This window comes from Leclercia sp. M-A074-M (assembly GCF_965195605.1).
Lineage (GTDB): Bacteria > Pseudomonadota > Gammaproteobacteria > Enterobacterales > Enterobacteriaceae > Enterobacter.
In genome coordinates this window covers 93466-112766 of sequence record NZ_CBDAHM010000012.1, presented here as the reverse complement: position 1 = coordinate 112766, position 19301 = coordinate 93466, and the positions used below count along the sequence as shown (strand labels likewise).

20 protein-coding genes and 1 pseudogene are annotated in these 19301 nt (G+C 57.6%); 8 read left to right on the top strand and 13 right to left on the bottom strand.

Annotated elements, in window-relative coordinates:
• Positions 1–428: 428 nt before the first annotated feature.
• Positions 429–1106, top strand: a complete 678-nt coding sequence (locus ACOKCT_RS20600; protein WP_103179753.1) for an SOS response-associated peptidase — start codon at positions 429–431, stop codon at positions 1104–1106.
• 418 nt (positions 1107–1524) lie between these two features.
• On the opposite strand, the gene ACOKCT_RS20595 is transcribed toward ACOKCT_RS20600, so the two are convergent.
• The 6 genes from ACOKCT_RS20595 to ACOKCT_RS20570 all read right to left on the bottom strand — a co-directional run bounded on the left by ACOKCT_RS20595 (position 1525) and on the right by ACOKCT_RS20570 (position 7589).
• Complete coding sequence (locus tag ACOKCT_RS20595; protein WP_103179754.1) at positions 1525–2787, bottom strand: Y-family DNA polymerase; 1263 nt, start codon at positions 2785–2787, stop codon at positions 1525–1527.
• A 168-nt stretch (positions 2788–2955) separates the two neighbouring features.
• A complete protein-coding gene (dsbG, locus tag ACOKCT_RS20590) occupies positions 2956–3711 on the bottom strand; it encodes a thiol:disulfide interchange protein DsbG (protein ID WP_159339374.1) in 756 nt (251 codons plus the stop codon).
• Entirely contained in the window at positions 3711–5735 is a 2025-nt protein-coding gene (locus tag ACOKCT_RS20585; RefSeq protein ID WP_420193840.1) for a protein-disulfide reductase DsbD family protein, read from the bottom strand. Before ACOKCT_RS20585 ends, dsbG begins: the two co-directional genes overlap by 1 nt.
• A 45-nt stretch (positions 5736–5780) precedes the next feature.
• Positions 5781–6170: a copper-binding protein gene (locus ACOKCT_RS20580; RefSeq protein ID WP_197431802.1), complete on the bottom strand. Its 390-nt coding sequence runs from the start codon at positions 6168–6170 to the stop codon at positions 5781–5783.
• 108 nt (positions 6171–6278) lie between these two features.
• On the bottom strand, positions 6279–6755 hold the full coding sequence (locus ACOKCT_RS20575; RefSeq protein WP_156654586.1) for an SRPBCC family protein: 477 nt from the start codon (positions 6753–6755) through the stop codon (positions 6279–6281).
• Positions 6756–6842: 87 nt separating this feature from the next.
• Entirely contained in the window at positions 6843–7589 is a 747-nt protein-coding gene (locus ACOKCT_RS20570; protein ID WP_156654587.1) for an SDR family oxidoreductase, read from the bottom strand.
• A 98-nt stretch (positions 7590–7687) separates the two neighbouring features.
• Here ACOKCT_RS20570 and ACOKCT_RS20565 point away from each other — a divergent pair, with 98 nt between their 5' ends.
• Positions 7688–8617, top strand: coding sequence for an AraC family transcriptional regulator (locus tag ACOKCT_RS20565; protein ID WP_103179759.1), 930 nt, complete (start codon positions 7688–7690; stop codon positions 8615–8617).
• Here the strand turns inward: ACOKCT_RS20565 and ACOKCT_RS20560 are convergent.
• Positions 8614–9444 carry a helix-turn-helix transcriptional regulator gene (locus ACOKCT_RS20560; protein WP_420193839.1) on the bottom strand — a complete coding sequence of 277 codons (831 nt, stop codon included), beginning with the start codon at positions 9442–9444 and terminating at the stop codon, positions 8614–8616. The two genes, ACOKCT_RS20565 and ACOKCT_RS20560, sit on opposite strands and share 4 nt — an antisense overlap.
• A gap of 100 nt (positions 9445–9544) precedes the next feature.
• Here ACOKCT_RS20560 and ACOKCT_RS20555 point away from each other — a divergent pair, with 100 nt between their 5' ends.
• Positions 9545–10450: an SDR family oxidoreductase gene (locus ACOKCT_RS20555; RefSeq protein WP_214422034.1), complete on the top strand. Its 906-nt coding sequence runs from the start codon at positions 9545–9547 to the stop codon at positions 10448–10450.
• Between the two features lie 63 nt (positions 10451–10513).
• Here ACOKCT_RS20555 and ACOKCT_RS20550 read toward each other — a convergent pair.
• Together ACOKCT_RS20550 and ACOKCT_RS20545 are read right to left on the bottom strand one after the other, a co-directional pair.
• A pseudogene (locus tag ACOKCT_RS20550) lies at positions 10514–10597 on the bottom strand (NmrA family NAD(P)-binding protein); the annotation flags it as partial.
• On the bottom strand, positions 10594–11460 hold the full coding sequence (locus tag ACOKCT_RS20545; RefSeq protein WP_214422599.1) for an MBL fold metallo-hydrolase: 867 nt from the start codon (positions 11458–11460) through the stop codon (positions 10594–10596). The gene ACOKCT_RS20545 and the pseudogene ACOKCT_RS20550, both read right to left, overlap by 4 nt.
• A gap of 91 nt (positions 11461–11551) precedes the next feature.
• On the opposite strand from ACOKCT_RS20545, the gene ACOKCT_RS20540 reads away from it, so the two are divergent.
• Positions 11552–12475 (top strand): LysR substrate-binding domain-containing protein, encoded by a 924-nt coding sequence (locus ACOKCT_RS20540; RefSeq protein ID WP_420193844.1) that lies wholly within the window; start codon positions 11552–11554, stop codon positions 12473–12475.
• Here the strand turns inward: ACOKCT_RS20540 and ACOKCT_RS20535 are convergent.
• On the bottom strand, positions 12472–13377 hold the full coding sequence (locus ACOKCT_RS20535; RefSeq protein ID WP_156654590.1) for a LysR family transcriptional regulator: 906 nt from the start codon (positions 13375–13377) through the stop codon (positions 12472–12474). The genes ACOKCT_RS20540 and ACOKCT_RS20535 overlap by 4 nt on opposite strands.
• 138 nt (positions 13378–13515) lie before the next feature.
• Here ACOKCT_RS20535 and ACOKCT_RS20530 point away from each other — a divergent pair, with 138 nt between their 5' ends.
• Positions 13516–14445, top strand: a complete 930-nt coding sequence (locus ACOKCT_RS20530; protein WP_159339380.1) for an aromatic alcohol reductase — start codon at positions 13516–13518, stop codon at positions 14443–14445.
• A gap of 16 nt (positions 14446–14461) precedes the next feature.
• On the opposite strand, the gene ACOKCT_RS20525 is transcribed toward ACOKCT_RS20530, so the two are convergent.
• Positions 14462–15340 (bottom strand): AraC family transcriptional regulator, encoded by an 879-nt coding sequence (locus ACOKCT_RS20525; protein ID WP_420193838.1) that lies wholly within the window; start codon positions 15338–15340, stop codon positions 14462–14464.
• Positions 15341–15497: 157 nt separating this feature from the next.
• Between ACOKCT_RS20525 and ACOKCT_RS20520 the strand changes: the two genes are divergently transcribed.
• Complete coding sequence (locus tag ACOKCT_RS20520) at positions 15498–16253, top strand: SDR family NAD(P)-dependent oxidoreductase (protein ID WP_103179765.1); 756 nt, start codon at positions 15498–15500, stop codon at positions 16251–16253.
• Positions 16254–16282: 29 nt separating this feature from the next.
• On the opposite strand, the gene ACOKCT_RS20515 is transcribed toward ACOKCT_RS20520, so the two are convergent.
• Entirely contained in the window at positions 16283–16873 is a 591-nt protein-coding gene (locus ACOKCT_RS20515) for a TetR/AcrR family transcriptional regulator (RefSeq protein ID WP_420193843.1), read from the bottom strand.
• A 76-nt stretch (positions 16874–16949) separates the two neighbouring features.
• Between ACOKCT_RS20515 and bdcA the strand changes: the two genes are divergently transcribed.
• A complete protein-coding gene (gene bdcA / locus ACOKCT_RS20510) occupies positions 16950–17663 on the top strand; it encodes an SDR family oxidoreductase (protein WP_159339381.1) in 714 nt (237 codons plus the stop codon).
• 94 nt (positions 17664–17757) lie between these two features.
• On the opposite strand, the gene ACOKCT_RS20505 is transcribed toward bdcA, so the two are convergent.
• Complete coding sequence (locus ACOKCT_RS20505) at positions 17758–18249, bottom strand: GNAT family N-acetyltransferase (protein WP_103179767.1); 492 nt, start codon at positions 18247–18249, stop codon at positions 17758–17760.
• A gap of 117 nt (positions 18250–18366) precedes the next feature.
• On the opposite strand from ACOKCT_RS20505, the gene ACOKCT_RS20500 reads away from it, so the two are divergent.
• Positions 18367–19284: a LysR family transcriptional regulator gene (locus tag ACOKCT_RS20500; RefSeq protein ID WP_159339382.1), complete on the top strand. Its 918-nt coding sequence runs from the start codon at positions 18367–18369 to the stop codon at positions 19282–19284.
• Positions 19285–19301 lie beyond the last annotated feature (17 nt).

Sequence of the window (19301 nt, the reverse complement as noted above, 5' to 3'; positions counted from 1 at the left end):
AGAAAAATACCCGGAAGATAATGACAAATGAAAAATGCGATCTAAGATTTTTACCAAACAAAACTGAGAACATGGAGTCGAGGATGACGATTGTTTTATTCACCGCGCTGGCCTTTGTGCTGATTTTGGCCGGGCTTATTTGCCTTCTGAAGCAGTTAGTCGATGGATTTTGTCATCCGGAGGGGTCTTAAACCCGCCTGAGATGCCCGATGCTTGACGCAGCATCATCCCGGTAGATATTCCCGTCAATACGCCTGATTCTGGTGTTATTCCATCTACTCGTTTTTCGGTTACCGGGCAGCCAAATCGCTTCACCTTTACCGATGTGGTGGTGACGCGTTAATCGCTCTTAGCACAACCGTCCGCCGCAGAGGTTACGGTTCCGGGAAATTCACCCTCTATACTTAAGAAAACCACCGGAGGTAACTATGTGCGGACGTTTCGCCCAGGCGCAGACCCGGGAAGAATATCTTGCTTTTCTGGCGGATGAAGCAGACTGCGATATCCCCTACGACCCGGAACCCATCGGGCGCTATAACGTTGCGCCCGGCACCAAAGTGCTGCTGCTCAGCGAACGCGACGATCTGTTGCATCTCGACCCGGTATTCTGGGGTTACGCCCCTGGCTGGTGGGATAAAGCCCCGCTGATTAACGCCCGACAGGAGACCGCCGCCACCAGCCGGATGTTTAAACCGCTATGGAACCATGGCCGGGCGATTGTCTTTGCCGACGGCTGGTTCGAGTGGAAAAAAGAGGGGGAGAAAAAACAGCCCTACTTTATCTACCGTGCCGATGGACAGCCCATTTTTATGGCCGCGATCGGCAGTACGCCGTTCGAGCGCGGGGATGAAGCGGAAGGATTCCTGATTGTGACTGCGGCAGCGGACAAAGGGCTGGTGGATATTCACGACCGACGGCCGCTGGTGCTGACGCCGCAGGCGGCACGTGAATGGCTCCGCGAGACGGTAAGCAGCAAAGAAGCTGAAGAGATAGCGCAGAGCGGCGCCGTTCCCGCAGATGATTTCCACTGGCATCCTGTCACCCGGGCGGTGGGAAACGTAAAAAATCAGGGGCCAGAATTAATCAATAAAATAAGCGAGCCGTAAAAATAAAGCCCGCTATTTTTCAGAAATAACGAAACGGCAGTTAATATAAAAGCGTCGTCAACGTAGCGGCAAAATCATTTATCGGGAGGGCCAGCATTAGCCCCCCTTTAACACCTAAACCACCTGTTTTGGCCAGCGTCTTCTTTTTGGCATTGGCACGCATGAGTGTGCGGTGAGTCGGGTTCCACAGACGGAACAGACAGCACCATGAGGTTGGGTTTGCGTAGGGCTAAAAGAGGTAAAACGAAACCGCTTGCTCGTGCAAACCGGGCACTCAAATTTTATGTTAGGAATAGCCCCTCCGGGCAGGTGTGTGCTGAGCCACCACCATAGCGCAATTATTGATCGTCCAGGGATATATCTTTCCTGTTCGACAAATATTTACTTTCAGGCTTTGCACTATTTTGGTGAAAGCGATTTATTTAACGCGCAGTAAATCCGAAAAACGTGTGGTATATCGCGGAGACAACATCTCCCTTTTCATTTGCCACTGCTGCTCTATTCCCTGCCCCGCAAACCAGATTGTTCCGCGCCCTTGTTCATTTAATTTGTCGACGAGAGCCATCAGCTTTTCGCTATTGCGCCGCGGCGGATTTTCATCAAATAAATTAAGCTGCGCGACGCCAGAGCTGAAAAAGTCTCCCAGCATGACGCCCGCTTTTTGATAGCGTAGCCCCTCTCGCCAGATGAGATCCAGACAGCGCGTCGCCGCGTTAATGATGTCCCGGCTGTCTTCGGTTGGCGTCAGCAGTTTGACGGAGGCGCTATTGCCGTAGTAAGGCTCGTTCAGCGCAAACGGCGAAGTCTTCACGAAAGCCGAAATAAACCGGCAGTACTGGTGCTCGGCCCGCAGCTTCTCGGAGGCGCGAGCGGCGTAGCTACAGATGGCCTGGCGCATCGCCTCATAGTCTGAGATCCGCTCCCCGAACGAGCGGGAGCAGATGATCTCCTGCTTGTGCGGGGCAAACTCTTCAAACCCCAGGCAGGACTCGCCGCGCAGCTCGCGGACGGTGCGTTCCAGCACCACGCTGAAATGCTTGCGGATCAGGTCGGTGGGAGTGTTCGCCAGATCCAGCACGGTATGAATGCCCATCGCACTGAGCTTTTTACTCAACCGTCGCCCGACGCCCCATACCTCTTCGACGGGCAGCGCCGCCATCAGCTTGCGCTGACGCTCAACGCCGGATAAATCGACCACGCCCCCGGTCTGCCGCTGCCATTTTTTTGCCGCAAAGTTTGCCAGTTTGGCGAGGGTTTTGGTGGGCGCGATCCCTACCCCGACGGTGAGGTGTGTATGTTGCAGTACCGTTCGGCGGATTTCGCGGCCAAAGGCGTCCAGATTGTAGCAGTTACTGACTCCGGTAAGATCGCAAAACGCCTCATCAATCGAGTAGATCTCGACCCGCGGCGTGAGCTCTTCCAGGGTGGTCATCACCCGATGGCTCATGTCAGCATACAGTTCATAGTTACTGCTGAAGGCGACAATCCCGTGGCGGCGGAAGATCTCTTTCTGTTTGAAATAAGGCGCCCCCATCGTCACCAGCCCTTTCGCCTCGGCGCTGCGGGCAATCACGCAGCCATCGTTATTCGACAGCACCACCACCGGGCGCCCTTTCAGATCCGGGCGAAACACCGTCTCGCACGAAGCATAGAAACTGTTCACATCGACAAGCGCAAACATGATTATTTGCGCCCTTTAACGAACGCAGCAATGCGCGGGAAGGTGAATAGCATAGTCTCAAATCCGTTTAACTGTATATATATACAGTATCAGTGATTTTACGAACAAATCAAGGTGCTTACCGGCACAACGGTTGAGACTATGGTTCAGGTTAATAACCAGAGACGGTTATTTACAGGCCACCAGATCGGCCATCTGCTTAGCATCCGGCAAGCCGACGATCTGCTGCAGGGCGCGATCTTTATTCAGGTAATAGATGGCAGGCGTACCGCTGGCGCCGAGCTGCGTCATCAGCTGCTGGTTATGCTCTATCTGCTTAAACACCGCAGGCGGCGTATTACTCGTCAGCGCCGGTTTGGTTTTGCCGTTGCTGCTCTCCATCTCATACCACACTTTAGCCGGATCCTTCGCGGAGAGGATGGCCGCCGCATACTGCGCGCTGTCCGGGCGGATCACGCCCACCAGCAGGGTTGTGGTGCTGATGCTTTTATCCTTGATAAAGGGCTGGGCCTGATGCCAGAACTTATTGCAGTAGGGGCAGAAAGGATCGGCGAATACCACTACCTGACATTTCGCGTCCGCGCTGCCCTCTTTGATCCCCGGCGCGGCGGTGAGCTGTTTCCACATTTCGCGCCCGGCGGGAATATAGATCTCCTCGTTGATGATCTTCTCGCTCAGGTTATTGCCCTGGGCATCATACATATAGCCTGAAACAACATGTTTTTTATCCGGCGTGAGATAGAGCGTGACGCCCATGTCCTGATATTTGCCCAGCCACCCTTCTACGCCGCCGGGCGCGCTGAACGGCTTGATGATTTCGATGCCCTGCTTCTGGATTTGCTTAACAGGTTCGGGTAAATCAGCGGGCTGCGCCTGCGTGGCGGCGCTGAACGTCAGAATCAACAGGGACAGGATCTTCTTCATTATTTTTCCTCAGTAAAATCAGATGGTGTAGCCGCCCCGGCCTTCGCCAGCGCGGTCAGTAAGGCCTCTTTGCTCAGCAGGGAGGGCAGAACATGCCCCTGCGGAAGTGAAGGACCAAAAATGGCGTTAAACGGAATGCCGCTGGCGCCGTAGCGCCTCAGGAACTGCTCGATTTCCGCCGAGGGCTGGCTCCAGTTGCCCTGCAACAGGACCATGTCGTCGCGGTTTAAAGCCGCCACTACCTCAGGGCGATGAAGCACCATAACCTCATTAACCCGGCAGTTCAGACACCAGTCAGCGGTGATATCTACCAGCACGCGCTTTCTGGCAGTCAGGGCCTCGCTGAGCGCGGCCTCACTCAGCGGCTGCCAGTTGAGGGGAGAATCATCCTTCCCCTGAGGTTGCGGCGCCAGAAACGCATACAGCCCGGCGCCAAACAGGACGCCAAACGCCAGGCTGCGCAGATTCTCTCTGTGATGCGGCATGGCCTTTGCGCAGCGGTAGAGGAACAACGCCACCATCAGGCCGCCGCCAATCAACACATAGCGTGCGCCCCACTCTTTGACCAGCAATGACATCAGCCAGATGCAGGAGCCCAGCATCAGGAGCACCAGCACCAGACGCAGTTTCCCCATCCAGGGGCCGGGCTTCGGCAGCCAGCGCGCCACGCCGGGGGCCATGGCGATCGCCAGCCAGGGAAGGCTCATCCCGATACCCAGCACCAAAAAGACCAGCCACAGTTGATGGACAGGTGCCGCCAGGGCGAAGGTGACGGCCGTGCCGAGGAACGGCGCCGTACAGGGCGTGGCGAGCAGGGTTGCAAACGCGCCTTCCAGGAAACTCCCACCGATGCCGTTCCCACCGGCGGTAGCCAGCCGGGTAGTGAGCGTGGAAGGCAGGCGGATTTCCAGCAGGCCCGCAAGGCTGAAACAAAAAATCCACGTCACCAGCACCATCGCGCCAATAAACCACGGATTCTGGAACTGAAAGCCCCAGCCAATCCAGGCCCCGGACAGCCGAAGACCGGTAACGACCGCCGCCAGCACCAGAAACGAGAAGATGATCCCGCCCGCCGTCGCCAGAAAACGCAGCCGTGTCTGGCGTCGTGTGCTCCCGGCCAGGGTCATCAGCGACGCGAGCTTGATCCCCAGCACCGGCAGCACGCAGGGCATCAGGTTGAGGATCAGGCCACCCACCAGCGCCACGGCCAGGATCTGCCAGAACGTGGTGGAGGGACCGGGGCTGAGCTCAACCGTAAGCTGCTGGCTCTGCGCACCGTCGCTGACCAGCAGTGCGATCTGCTGTAAACCGTCGGCCGCCAGCGGCTCTCCCTGGCTGTCGCTGACGCTAAACCGTGCGGTCAGGGTGTCGCCCTGAACCGCTGTCTGGAGCGGAGCAAGCGTCGCCTCCGTCGGGTTATCGGTGAAGAGTTCGGGCCGGGACCAGCCTTGCGGCGAGGTCAGTTTCACCGTCAGGGTGTCGCGGTCCGTGGCGACGGATTTAACCGCTATCGCGCCGTGTGTCGCAGGAACCGCCCGCATCGCCTCATCCCAGGCGCTGGCAAAGTCCGCCGACGGACCGGCGGCAAGATTGATATCCAGCGGGAACGTGTTAACCACGCAGAGGTTACTGCACAGCGAAAGCGTCAGTTTCCCGCGCAAACGCTGCACCTCATCGGTGGTGATTTCCAGCGGAAACACCACCCGACGGTCGTAGCCGACCGAGCTAAAGCCAGCGGAAGTAAAGCGCACGGGACGCGGCCAGTGCCACTGGGTAGTGGCCCTGGACGCCCACTCTATTACAGGCCGAAAGCCGCCGTCGCCGGGGGTTCGCCAGTAGGTTTTCCACCCTTCATCAGGGGTAACATCCAGCAGCAGGCGAACTTTTCCCTCTGCTGGCGCATCGTGCCAGACCTGCACCTGAGCGTGGGCATTGTCAGGCGTCATCGGCCAGCCCGGTACCGCAGCGCAGGCCGCGGACAGGCTGAACAACAGGAACCACAGGCTCCTGAAAAGCGTTTTCATAGTTTTCTCCGTGAAAAATTGACTAAACAGGCACTGCCATGTCAGTCATTCACGGAAAACGCAGTTTTTGAGATGTATTCGAAGAAGCGGAGGACGGAACAGGATCACCGGCCTCGGCAGGACGCTGATTTTGATCAGCACCGCTAAAACGAGAACCAGCAGACCGGGTAACAGCAGAAGGTTATCAAAATGAAGAGGTTGGGCGGAGAGCAGCGAGTGGGCGCTCAACTCGCAGGGGGACAACCCAGGGGAGGAAAGTTCCTGCGGGCTATGTTCAGTACTCAACGAGAGCGTGGCGGCTTTGACCTGCATGTGGTGCAGGATAGCGGCCCGCTGGGTCAGACAGATCAGCATGACAACACAGGCAACGAAAAGCAGCGCGAGGGCTCTCAGTTGCCTGTTTTTATGTTGAGTCGGACCGGTCAGGATAGTCATGGGCAATGAGAATAGTGAGCGTCGCCTCTGCGGGCAAGGGGCAATTTGTAAATTAATGCCAACCGGCGCGCCGCTTCACCAGTAAGTCGCCCAACGCCTGACGCCCCTTTACCCGACCGACATCTCTACCCGCCTGCCCAATTTACGGGCTAAACCTTTTGCGCCGTCGCGCATTACCCGGTGATGATTCCAGCGAAAAACGGGAGCGGCCAGCGGCGCGAGCAGGTTCATCCAGCGGGTAGTGGTGCGGATATCCCAGTCATACCTGACGAGCGTGTTGCCCTCGTGCTCAGAAAAAGACCACACACCGCGCCCTTCCACCTCACCGCTGGCTTCCCCTTCCAGCAGCGAGAGGGGCTGAATGGTGAGCACGTGGATATCAAAGGTTAACCGATACGGAAGCGCCCCCTTCCAGGTATAGCGATGCAGGGCGCCAATTCCCCGGGCATCCCCTCTCTTTAGCTCGATAACCTGCTCCAGGCTTCCCCACCATTCGGGCCACACATCGGGATGCGATAAAATCGCCCAGACCTCCTGGAGCGAGGCCTCCACCCGCCAGAGTGTGGAAAAGGTATAATCAGCCATAGGGCACGCCTTCCAGTGATTGTCTCCTGCATTACGCTTCAGTATGTCGGATAACCGCTAAACGTGCAGGATTGACTGTGGCGGATTCTACATGAGATGCGCCGCCATCTGCCGGGCATCCTCTCCGGCCGGTAAACGGATCGGCGTATCCGGATCCGTTGCCATCTGCCAGATGGCTTTTGCCACATCCTCGGGTAAGGTTACGCTCGCATGCGCATCCTGCATGCCCTGAAAGACACGCTCGCTCAACGCGGCATACTCTGCGGGAATCGATCCCATGATCCGTTGCGCATTTTCGCCGAAACGGGTCGCAGGCGAACGCCCGGGCAGCACCAGGCCCACGCGGATATTAAACGGCGCAAGCTCAATTGCCAGAGATTCGGTGAACGCATTAACCGCCGCCTTACTGGCGGTATAGACCGCAAGCAGCGGCAGCGGTTGAAGGGTGACCGCAGACGTGACATTCACGATCACCCCTGAACGACGTTGTCTGAATTGTGGGAGTACGGCCCGGGTCATGGCGAGAGTGCCAAGCGTGTTGGTTTCAAAAATGTCTCTGACCGCCTCCGGGGAGACACCTTCCAGGGCGTTTAACATCCCCACCCCGGCGTTGTTGACCAGAACATCGATGTCGCCGGCGTCAGCGATCGCCCGATCTATGCTCGGCTGCGAAGTGACATCGAGGCTCAGGAGACGTAAACGCGCGCTCCCGGGAAGAAGATTCTCCTGCGGTGTGCGCATCGTCGCAATCACCTTCCAGCCCTGCTCAAGAAAATACCGTGCGGTTTCCAGACCAAAACCTGATGAACAGCCGGTAATCATAACCGTTTTCATAATCACTCCTGCGTGTGGTTTACCTGAGCACATAATAGACAGCCCTGACTGGACGATATATATTCAAACGTCCGTCATTCTTTAGCAGGAGTCCGGAAATGAGCGATCCGTTAGCCGAAGCCATCGCCATGTTAAAGCTCAAAGCGGTGCTGACAAAAACGGTGACCGGCGCGGGCGCCTGGCGGGTCCGCCGTTCGGATGAGGGGTTGTCATTCTATTGCGCTGTGCTTGAAGGGGCGTGCCGCCTTGAGCGCGAAGGCGATGAGCCCCTCACGCTGCATGCCGGTGACTTTGTTTTAATACCCGCAGCCTACAACTTTGCGTTGACGAGCCTCGTCCCGCCTGCTTCGCCAGGTGTCGATACTATCCCCATCGAAGTGGCAGAGAGACATTTCCGGCTCGGCGATCCCCATGCTGACCCTGAAATGCTGGCGCTGGTTGGTCACTGCATGTCTGAATCACCCGATGCGGGTTTGCTGGTTTCATTGTTGCCCGGGCTTGTGTTTGTGCGTGATGAAAAGCGTCTTTCGCTGCTGGTCGGATTGTTAAAGGATGAAGCCCAGGCGCAACGCTCCGGAAAAGCGTTCATGCTGGCGCGCATGCTGGAACTGCTCTTTATCGAGGCTATCCGCTCTGGCACATCCCTCGCCACGCCCGGATTAGTGCGTGGTCTGGCCGATCCCCGTATCGCCCAGGCGATACGGCTGATACATCAGGAGCCTGCCAGAAAATGGACGGTGCAGGCGCTGGCCAGTCGCTGCGCCCTCTCCCGCTCGATGCTGTTTGAGCGCTTTACGGAGATGACCGGGGTCACGCCGATGGGATACCTGCTCTCCTGGCGCATGACCCTCGCCATGCAACTGCTGTGCGATACCGGCGTCACGGTCGCCGAAGTGGCAGAGCGCACGGGTTACGGCTCCGCCAGCGCATTCAGCGTGGCGTTTACCCGCTATGTCGGTGTGCCGCCGGGGAAATATGCGCAGCATCGCGCGGCGGTTAAACATGTCGGGCTCGCCGACACCGGTTAATCACAGAGCGGGGATTGTCTGAGCTGGGCATCAATTTTCAGGCGGCTCTCCTCTGTCGCCGGGTTAAACACCAGCATCGCCAGATCCGGCCGCCCCTCCACCGCAAAGGTTGAGAATTCAAGCTCTATCGCGCCGGCCTGGGGATGATAGATACGCTTCACCCCCTCACCGTGACTGGCGACATCGTTACTCTGCCACCAGGCAGCAAATTCCGGGCTCTGACGGGAAAGTTCGGCAATCAGGCTGGTGGTTTCCGGCGATGTTCCCGCGCGCGCCACGTCAGCACGAAACGCGTAAACCACCAACCGCGCCACCGCCTGCCAGTCATCCTGCGCCCGGCGTACTGCCGGATCGGTGAACAGGCGGCGCAGAACGTTACGCTCTGTTGCGGGCAGACGCGCATAATCGGTTAAAACGCATGCGGCGGCGCGATTCCAGGCAATGACGTCCCAGGTAATGGTTTTGACGATGACAGGGATGCTCAATGCATCCAGAACCCGCTGTAATCGTGGCGCGATTTCGGCAGAAACGGTGAAACGGGTGCCGGGCGGATGGCCGAATGCCAGCATAAACAGGTGCTTGCGTTCCGGTGAGGTCAGGCGTAGCCCGCTGGCGATACGGTTAAGTACCTCCCGCGACGGCGCACCGCCGCGTCCCTGTTCAAGCCAGGTGTACCAGACCGGGCTGATACTGGCGAGCTGAGCTACCTCTTCACGGCGCAAGCCGGGCGTGCGTCGCCTGCCCGGGCTAAAGCCAAAGGTGGCCGGATCGAGGCGTAAACGTCGCGCCCGCAGAAAATCGCCCAGTGACTGCATAGCAGTGTGCATCGTCGTCATCCTGTTAAGGTTTATACCCTGATAATGTCTCTACTTTTCTCGTCTGACTATAGCGCTACTCTGTTCCGGAACCCTACTCTGGAGGTGTGTTATGCGAGTTTTTCTTACCGGCGCAAGTGGCTTTATTGGCTCCCGGATCCTCACTGAACTGCTGGCGGCCGGACATCAGGTTACCGCGCTCGCCCGCTCGGAGAGCAGCGCGCAGGCGCTCAGGAATACGGGGGCGGAGGTTCATCGCGGAACCCTGGATGACCCCGATACGTTAGCGGCGGGCGCACAGCATGCGGAAGCGGTGATCCATACGGCTTTTGATCATGATTTTCACCGTTTCGTCGAGAACTGTGAAAAGGATCGGCGGGCTATCCATGCCATGGGCCAGGCGCTGAAAGGCAGCGATCGCCCGTTGATTATTACGTCAGGAACCGGCATGGGCGATGACACCGCCACGGCATTAGCGCAGGAAAAGCACTTTAACGCCGGGAACAGCCATCCCCGGGTGGCAACAGAAACTGAAGGCAATGCGCTGCTTGCTGAAGGTGTTAATGTGCAGGTTGTGCGTCTGCCACAGGTGCATGATACCCGGCGCCAGGGCCTCATCACCTGGTATATTCAGCATGCGATTGAGAAAGGCGTTGTAGCCTGCATCGGTGAGGGCGATAACCGCTGGTCAGCGGCGCACGTCAGCGATGTCGCCGCGCTCTACCGACAGGTGCTGGAGCGTGGCGAAAGCGGTAAACGCTACCACGCCGTTGCCGAAGAAGGGGTACCCCTCCGGCAGATCGCCGAAATCATTGCCCACAAGCTCGATCTGCCGTACATCTCGCTCCCCTCCTCAGAGGCTGAAGCGCATTTTGGCTGGTTCGCTATTTTCGCCGCCATAAACCTGCGCGCATCCTCCGCCTGGACACGTCAGCAGTTGGGCTGGCATCCCACCGGCCCCGGCCTGCTCGAGGATCTGGAGAACATGGATTACGCGCCGCTGTTATCCTCCCGCTAGCCACCCCGCCCGGCGTCACCGTTGTGACGCCGGGAAAAGCCCTACCGGTTATACGCCCAGTCAGCCGTTGTTAAGCAGCGCATTCGCGACCGAGCCGCCCTGCTGGCCCGTCGCGCCAAAAACCAGAATCACAGAAGCGTTGTTCATTGTTGCGTACTTCCGAAAAAGGTTGGCGTGTCATTCGCCTCAGTCCAGCGATAGTGCCCATGTTCATCAACACTCAGCCAGCCGCAGGAGGAGCCAGCGAAATGGGCGCTACACCACAGGGCGTTATGTTCCGCACACCATGCCATCGCCCGACGCCGTGACTTTTCCGCCTCGTGATGGTCGCTGCAAAACACCGAATTCCATTCCGGGTGGCTAAACTGCCACGGTGAATGTGCAATATCCCCGGCAAAGAAGGCATATTCGCCGCCCGCGGAGAGGATCAACGCCGCATGATCGGGGCTGTGCCCGGGCATGGGGGTATAAGAAATTCTGCCGCTAAATACCGGCTGCGCGGCCACATCAACGGTTTCCAGCAGGCCCGCGTCAATCACCGGCAACAGGCTGTCGAGCCATAAATTCCGGTAGCGGTCACTGTTTTGTACCCGAATAAGCTCTTTCTCAGAGCAGATATAACGCGCGTTGGGAAACATCGGCACCCAGCGGTTATCCCGCCAGAGAGTGTTCCAGCCAACATGGTCAGTGTGCAGGTGAGTCAGTAATACCAGGGTCACCTCTTCCGGCTTAATGCCCGAGGCCAGAAAATTCTCCAGGTAGCCTGTGTGCAATTGATGGTAAAACGGATTACCACCGCGTTCGCGACCATTACCGGTGCCGGTATCAATCACAATAATATCGTCGGGAGTACGTATGACCCAACTGTGGATCGACAGCGGTACGCTCTGACGGGCCCATTCTGCGTCTGCGGGCCGGAGATAATCAGGATATAACTCCGCTGTTGGTATTTTAATTTCTCGCTCCATGATCTTAAAAATAACCGTGTCGCCTATCCGGTAAGATTGCATAACGCCCTCCGCCTGTTCTCGGCATAGTTGATTTACCAGGTTGAGATTCACTATGCTGCTGGGATAAATAACATTCAAATTGATTAACATGATGAAGAAAATCATTGAAAATGATTTTAACCGGATAGATTTGAATCTCCTGACGGTGTTTCTGGTGTTATACCGGGAAGCGAGCGTCACCCGTACCGCAGAGGTGCTGCATCTTGGGCAACCGGCCATCAGCGGGGCGTTGAAAAGACTACGGGAGATGTTTGATGACCCGCTGTTCGTTCGCGCGGCCCGGGGGATGCTGCCGACACCGCGCGCCGAAGCCTTGATGGTTCATATGCAACCGCTGATGGAAAACCTGCATACCGTCATTTTTGGCGCTCAGGACTTCTCTCCCGCCACGGCAAAACGGACCTTTCGCCTGGGCATAAGCGACTGGAGCGAGCACTGGCTGATGCCGGATCTCCTGCCCGCCATCGCCCATCAGGCACCTGGCGTGGCGCTGCATAGTCTCCCCGCCGATCCCTTTCAGGTACGTCGATTACTGGAGGAGGATGCCATTGATATTGCCGTTTCGCTGAACAAGCAGAGCACGGGAGAGATCGTGAGCGAGCCCGTCATGACAATGGGCGTTTCGACGCTCTGGTCAGCTGAGCAGATCCCCTGTGAAGGGCCCTTGTCGGTAAACCACTTTATCGCTTATGAGCATGTTATGGTGTCGTATCGCGAATCAAGCCACAGTGAAATTGACCGGCAGCTTGCCAGCCAGGGGTTGCAGCGGCGCGTGCGTTACGTGACGGCCAATTTTTCCACCTTTCCTCTGCTGTTAACCACGATGCCCGTTTTCGCCACGGTTCCCGACGGACTGGCCCGACGATGGCAGCAGCATTTTGCTTTACGCACCAGCGCCACGCCCGTGAATTATCCCTCGTTTACGTTGTGTCTGTTGCGCCACAAGCGCCGGGCGCAGGATCCGGCGCTGAACTGGCTGGTGGAGCAGTTAAAAAGAGCCATTCTGCGCGTTTAAGCCCCCCTCACAGGTTGTTGCAGCACCGCGCGGCTCCAGTCATAAAATGCGCGCACCGAAGGCGGTAAATACCTGTTTTGCGGATAGACCAGCGAAAGCGGCAAATCAAAAGAGAGGTTATCCATGCAGGCGATGAGCGCGCCGTTTTGCAGGTAAGGCGCAACCAGATAGCTGGCGACACGGATTACCCCAAGCCCCTGTATACCGGCCTGAATATAGGCGTCGGTATCATCGACAACCAGCGTCTCCTTCATCCGGATCGCGCAATCGCCCTCCTCAAGGGTAAAAAACCAGTCGGTGGTGCGTCCGGTGCGATGGTTGAGATAGCCAACGGCGTAATGCCTTTCCAGATCATCAATATTTTCCGGCTTACCATGGGCGGCAAGGTATGCCGGAGAGGCCAGAACCACCCACTTAAAGTTCGCGAGAGGTCGGGCCACCAGCGTGGTTGAATCGTCGATTCTGCCGGTACGAATCACGCAGTCATACCCTTCCTGAATGATATCTTCGACGTTATCGCTGGAACACAGGATCAACTCCAGCTCAGGATACAGCTGCAGAAACTCCGCTAGCCTCGGGAGAATGCAGTGCCGGGCCAGCGACTGCGGCATCCCCACCTTGAAACGCCCTTTGGGCTGCGCCGCCCGGCCAGGAAAAGAGGATTCTATGGCGGCAATATCAGCCAGCACGCGTTTGCACTCCTCATAGTACCGTCGGCCATCGGCGGTCACGCTGAGTGTGCGGGTGGTTCGCTGCAGAAGCTTGATCCCGAGCCAGGCTTCCAGATCCTTAATCACGCGGGATACCGTTGAACGCGGCAATCCCATCGCTTCGGCTGTCCTGGCGAAGCTATGGGTATCCACCACGCCGACATAGACCTGCATTGCTTCCAGCTTATCCATATTGCCCTCCAGACCGACTGATTATGCCATTTTCACGAACAGTCTAACCCGTCCTCAGCCTCTTATCGCATAAACCACCCTGCCATAAAATGGCCTTAATAGCAGCAAACAAGCTGCTGACAAAGATGAGGAATAAAAATGACAGAGCGCAATGTTAATCAGGGCGAAAAAGTATTGGTGCTGGGAGCGGGACAACTGGGCACCGCCGTACTGGATTTTCTGATCCCGGCAGTCACACGGCGAAACGGCAGCGTCTCGGTTATCGTCTCGCCCGGGTCACTGGATCAACAGGGCAACCTGCTGGCCGATGATCATCAGCGACTGGCTGATTCAGGCGCAACATTTATGGCCGTTGACGTTGCAGCCAGTACGATTGAATCGTTAAAACCCCACTTTGCTGGCTTTGATACGGTGATCAACTGCATGGGTTTTATCGCCGGTGCAGGCACCCAGATAAAAATTACCCGCGCGGTGCTGGAGGCGGGCGTGAGACGCTACTTCCCCTGGCAGTTTGGCGTTAATTACGATGTGGTCGGCAAAGGAAGCGGCCAACCCGTCTGGGACGAGCAGTATGAGGTCAGAACCCTGTTGCGGGAACAGCGCGCGACGGAGTGGGTGATTGTGTCAACCGGTATGTTTACCAGCTTTCTCTTCGAACCGGCGTTTGATGTGGTGAATTTAGCCAACAGAACCCTTCATGCTCTCGGAGGATGGGACACCCAGGTCACCGTGACCTCACCCGCGGATATTGGCCGGCTGACCACGGCGATCTATTTGCAGCAGCCGCGTATCGTCAACGAGGTGGTCTTTGTCGCGGGGGAAACGACCTCCTATGGCAAACTGGCGGAAACGGTTGAACGCGTCACAAAACAGACCTTCGCGAAAAGCGTATTCACGCTGCCCGCCTTACAGGAAGAACTGCGTTTACAGCCGGATGATCCGATGCTGCGCTATCGCGTCGCCTTTGCCCGGGGAGAGGGAGTGTGGTGGCCGATGAGTGAAACCTGGAATGCGCGGAACAATCTGCCCACGCAGGATATTGCCTCCTGGCTCAAAACGGCCATTTAACGTTTGTCTTCCGGCCTCAGGCGCTGGCTTTAGCCAGCCGCCTGTCACGCCCCGGCGGCACGCCATACATCCGGGCATATTCCCGGGTGAACTGCGACACGCTGGCATAGCCTACCCTGTAGGCCGCCTGGGCAATGGCAGTTCCTTCTGTCAGCATCAGCCGACGGGCGTGGATCAGGCGCAGCTGTTTCTGAAACTGTAACGGCGAGGTGGTGGTGATAGCCCGGAAATGTTGATGGAACACGGAAACGCTCATTCCCGCCACGCCGGCAAGCTCTTCAACGCTTATCGTGCGGGTAAAATCCTTACGCAAAACCGCGACCGCGCGGCTGATGCGTGCGGAATAGCTCTCTGCTGCGCCAAGGGCACGGATAGCCGCCCCGTGTACGCTGCGAAGTAGCCAGTAATGCAGCTCTCTGCGTAATCCCTCACCCAGGACCGCCAGCGCAGGCGGGTCGTCAAACAGTCTTGCCAGCCGGTAAGCGGCATCCGCCACCCCGGCATTCATTGGTTCAATGCCGACGTAAGGCCCGTCACCCTGCCCTGCGGGTGCCAGCGTCTGAAGCTCACGCAGGATGGCAGTATCCAGCTCGAGCACCAGGGAATAGTAGGGATGGCGAAGGCTGGCCTGGGTAATCTGGCTGATCGTCGGCACATCCGCAGCAATCACCATCGCCTCGCCCGGGCCATAGTCAAAACGTTCAGTACCGGTTGTGACGCATTTGCGTCCCTGCAACAGCATCGCAATCAGCGGTCTGTTGATGGCCGCCTGCAAATCGCCGGGATGCAAAGCCCGGACAATCGTCAACCCCGGAACCGGCGTAACAGCAACCCCGCTACGGTCAGCGTGCGTATCAGCATAGCGGCGGCAAAGCTCGAACAGTGCAGCAGGCATAGGATCCTTTCGGGCAAGTTTTTTAACGATAGTATGTGATAACTGGCGACAGAACACCCCCTGGAAGAGAAATGGGCAAAACTTCACAAGGATCGGGCAATGGCCACAGAGGGGCTTCTCCTACTGTAGTGATACCACTCAACAGACAGGAGCTGTCATGAATAAAATCGCACTTATCACCGGCGCCAACCGTGGCCTCGGCCGTCGTACCGCCCTCGCCATTGCACAACAGGGGGGTGATGTCATTGTCGCTTACAGAGGAAACACCGAGCAGGCTGAAGCGGTTGTCGCGGAGATCCGCGCGCTGGGACGCAAAGCGATTGCCCTCCAGCTTGATATGGCGCAGACGGCAAGTTTCCCGCGCTTTGCTGAAACATTGCGCACGCAGCTTGCTGAAGTCTGGGCGCGCGACACCTTCGATCATCTGATTAACAACGCCGGTCACGGTGAGTTTGCTACCCTGGCCGATACCACCGAAGCGCAGTTCGACGGGTTGTTCGACGTTCACGTCAAAGGGGTGTTTTTCCTGGTGCAGGCGCTGCTGCCGATGCTGGCCGACGGCGGGCGGATCGTTAACTTTTCGTCCGGTTTGACCCGGGTTTCCTACCCGGGATTCTCGGCCTACGCCGCGGCAAAAGCGGCGGTTGAGATGCTGGGCGTGTATATGGCCCGCGAGCTGGGCGGGCGCGGTATCACCGTCAATACCGTCGCGCCAGGGGCCATTGAGACCGATTTCGGCGGCGGCCTGGTGCGCGACAACGCCGATGTTAACGCACAGTTTGCCGCCATGACCGCGCTCGGGCGTGTCGGCGTTCCCGATGATATCGGACCGATGGTCGCCAGCCTGCTGCGTGACGACAACCGGTGGGTGACTGCCCAGCGTATCGAGGTGTCGGGCGGACAGACCATCTGATCCCCACGCCATAAGAACCGGGTCTGGCCTCAGCGCGGAAGTAACGGCGCCAGGGCCAGCCTCGCCAGGCGCACGGTCTCCTGCAGACGCGCCAGACTATCCCCTGCCCGTGCTTTCGCCGACAGTCCCGCCATCAATGTGCTGATAAAGTCGGTCAGCCGAACGGCTTCGTGCGGATAGTATTGGGCAATATAGGCCCGGATAGTCTCTTCCGCGGCAGCGTGCAATTCGCTTGCCGCCTCGCGCGCAGGCCGATCGTTGCAGTGGATCCCTTCCAGCACCAGGCACCCGGCCGCCGCCGGATCGCTCACATAGCGTTTTGCCGCGTCGTGCAGAACATCCATCAGGCACTGCACCACCGGGCGGTCGTGACGCAGGAGTTCAGTAAAGGGGATCGCGCCAGTATGGCTATACCGCTCCAGCACCCGGGTGTAGAGCCCCAACTTGCTGCCAAAAGCGGCATAGAAGCTGGGGGGATTAATGCCGAACGCCTTTGTCAGATCGGCCACACTCACCGCGTCATAACCCTGCGAGTGAAAGAGGTGTTGGGCAGTTTCAATGGCCTGCTCAGGATCGAACCGGCGAGGTCGTCCTGGGGTACGGCTCTTTTTTGTAGTGATCACTACATTACTCCTTGACGGCACATGTAGCCGACGCATATTGTAATGACCACTACAATATCATAAGGAACGCTTTATGGCTGCACTGCAAAAGAGATCGGTACTGGTTTTAGGCGGAAGTCGTGGCATTGGCGCGGCTATCGTCAGGCGCTTTGCCTCCGAGGGCGCATCGGTGGTGTTCAGCTATGCGGGATCGCCAGACGCCGCCGCGCAGCTGGCCGCTGAAACCGGAAGCGTGGCGGTACAGACCGACAGCGCCGACCGGGATGCGGTAATTAAACTCGTGCGTGACAGCGGGCCGCTGGATGTTCTGGTCGTCAACTCAGGCATTGCGCTCTTTGACGATGCGCTGGAGCAGGATAGCGACGCCGTCGATCGCCTCTTCCGGATCAACATTCACGCGCCTTACCATGCCGCGGTTGAGGCGGCCCGGCAAATGCCGGACGGCGGACGCATTATTGTCATCGGTTCCGTGAATGGCGATCGTATGCCCATTCCGGGGATGGCCTCTTATGCGGTCAGTAAATCGGCACTGCAAGGACTGGCGCGCGGCCTGGCGCGTGACTTTGGCCCACGCGGGATCACGGTTAACGTCGTACAGCCCGGCCCCATCGATACCGATGCGAATCCAGAGAATGGCCCCATGAAGGAGCTGATGCACAGCTTTATGGCAATTAAACGACACGGGCGTCCTGAGGAAGTGGCGGGCATGGTCGCCTGGCTGGCGAGCCCGGAGGCGTCATTCGTGACAGGCGCCATGCACACCATCGACGGCGCCTTTGGCGCATAATCTTTCAGAGGGAGGGGTTAGCGAGGCGCTTGACGAAGCGCTTCCTGACCTCTTTTTCGGAATAATGTTTGCCGGCGGTGATACTCAGGATAAATCAAAGCATCATCATCATTTCATGCCATGCCATCCCGCCGTGATCGGACTCCGACGGCCTGATATAGCGGTAGCCAAAATGGGCGTACAGATCGACATGGCGATCTTTACACATCAGGTGAATGGTCTTTTTATGCATCGCCTTCATGCGTGACACGAATTCACGCATCAGCAATGACGAATAGCCTTGTCCCTGGAAATCCGGATGAACCACCACGGACATGATTACTGCGTTTGGGGCATCCGGATCGTGGCCCACCAGTTCTTTAAACGCTTCGTCGGACATCACCACGTCCCATGCACAGCCCGCATTAATGAATCCAATGACTTCGCCCTCCAGCGTTATGCACAGAAAGCCTTCCGGGTAGCGATTAATGCGGGTTGCAATTTTTTCGCGCGTTGCCGCTTCATCCCCTTCATAGGACATCCTTTCAATCTCATGGCAACGATCAATGTCAGCTGCGGTTGCCTGGCGGAATACCGGGGTAGTCATATTTTTGCCTCTTCGTCATGTTGTGGGCGACAGAATACCTTGTTCCCGGCATGTTTGTGCTGCATGTTATGCAATAATAAACTGCATAATATGCACTTAACCGGATTCCGGGAAAATATGTATTCACCCCTACGTAAGCTCGATATGAATCTACTGCTGGTTTTCGATTCACTCTACCGGCACGGTAGCGTCACGGCTGCCGCCAATGAGCAAGCGCTTAGCCCTTCGGCGCTGAGCCATGCCCTGAACCGCCTGCGGGTCGCGCTTGCAGATCCGCTGTTCGTGCGTACCGGCGGTCGGATGGTGCCCACGGCCAAAGCGGAAAGCATCGCGGCGAAGGTTTCCGGGGCGTTAGGCAGCCTCTCTTCCTGCCTGCTCGAGTCTGGGGATTTCGAAGCGGAAAAAAGCCGGGAGACATTCACCTTTGCCGTAACGGACTACACCGCCGCGGTGATCCTGCCCGCGCTGGTGGCACGGGTCAATCAGCTGGCGCCAGGCATCACCCTTAAGCTTGTCTATTCGCGGGATTTTAATGCCGATGACGATCTGCTGTCGGGTAAGGTCGATTTTGCCCTGGGGTTCGAAGAGGAGCAAAAGCCCTCCCGACGCGGCATCGAATCCATGACCTGTTTTACCGATGACTATGTCGTTGCCGTGCGCCGTGGTCATCCGCATATCCAGGATTTGCTGACGCAGGAAGGTTACCTGAGTGCCGGGCATGTGGTGGTGCGCCCGTGGCTGGAAAGCCGCGGGATGATCGATCGTTATCTGGAAAGCCAGCAGGTACGTCGCCGGATCGTCGTGGAACTTCCCAGTCTGATGATCGCCCCTCTGATTGTTTCCCAGTCCGATCTGGCGATCACGCTGCCCAAAAGAGGAATAGCGTCGATCTTTGATATGAAAAACCTGATGGTTTTTGCTCCCCCTTTCCCGACACCGCAGTACATCCTGAAGGCCTATTACAGCCCTACGCTGGGTAACTCACCCGGACATGTGTGGATGAGGGAGCAAATTCTGGCGATATGCGATCGGTAAGATCCGGTGTATGCAGC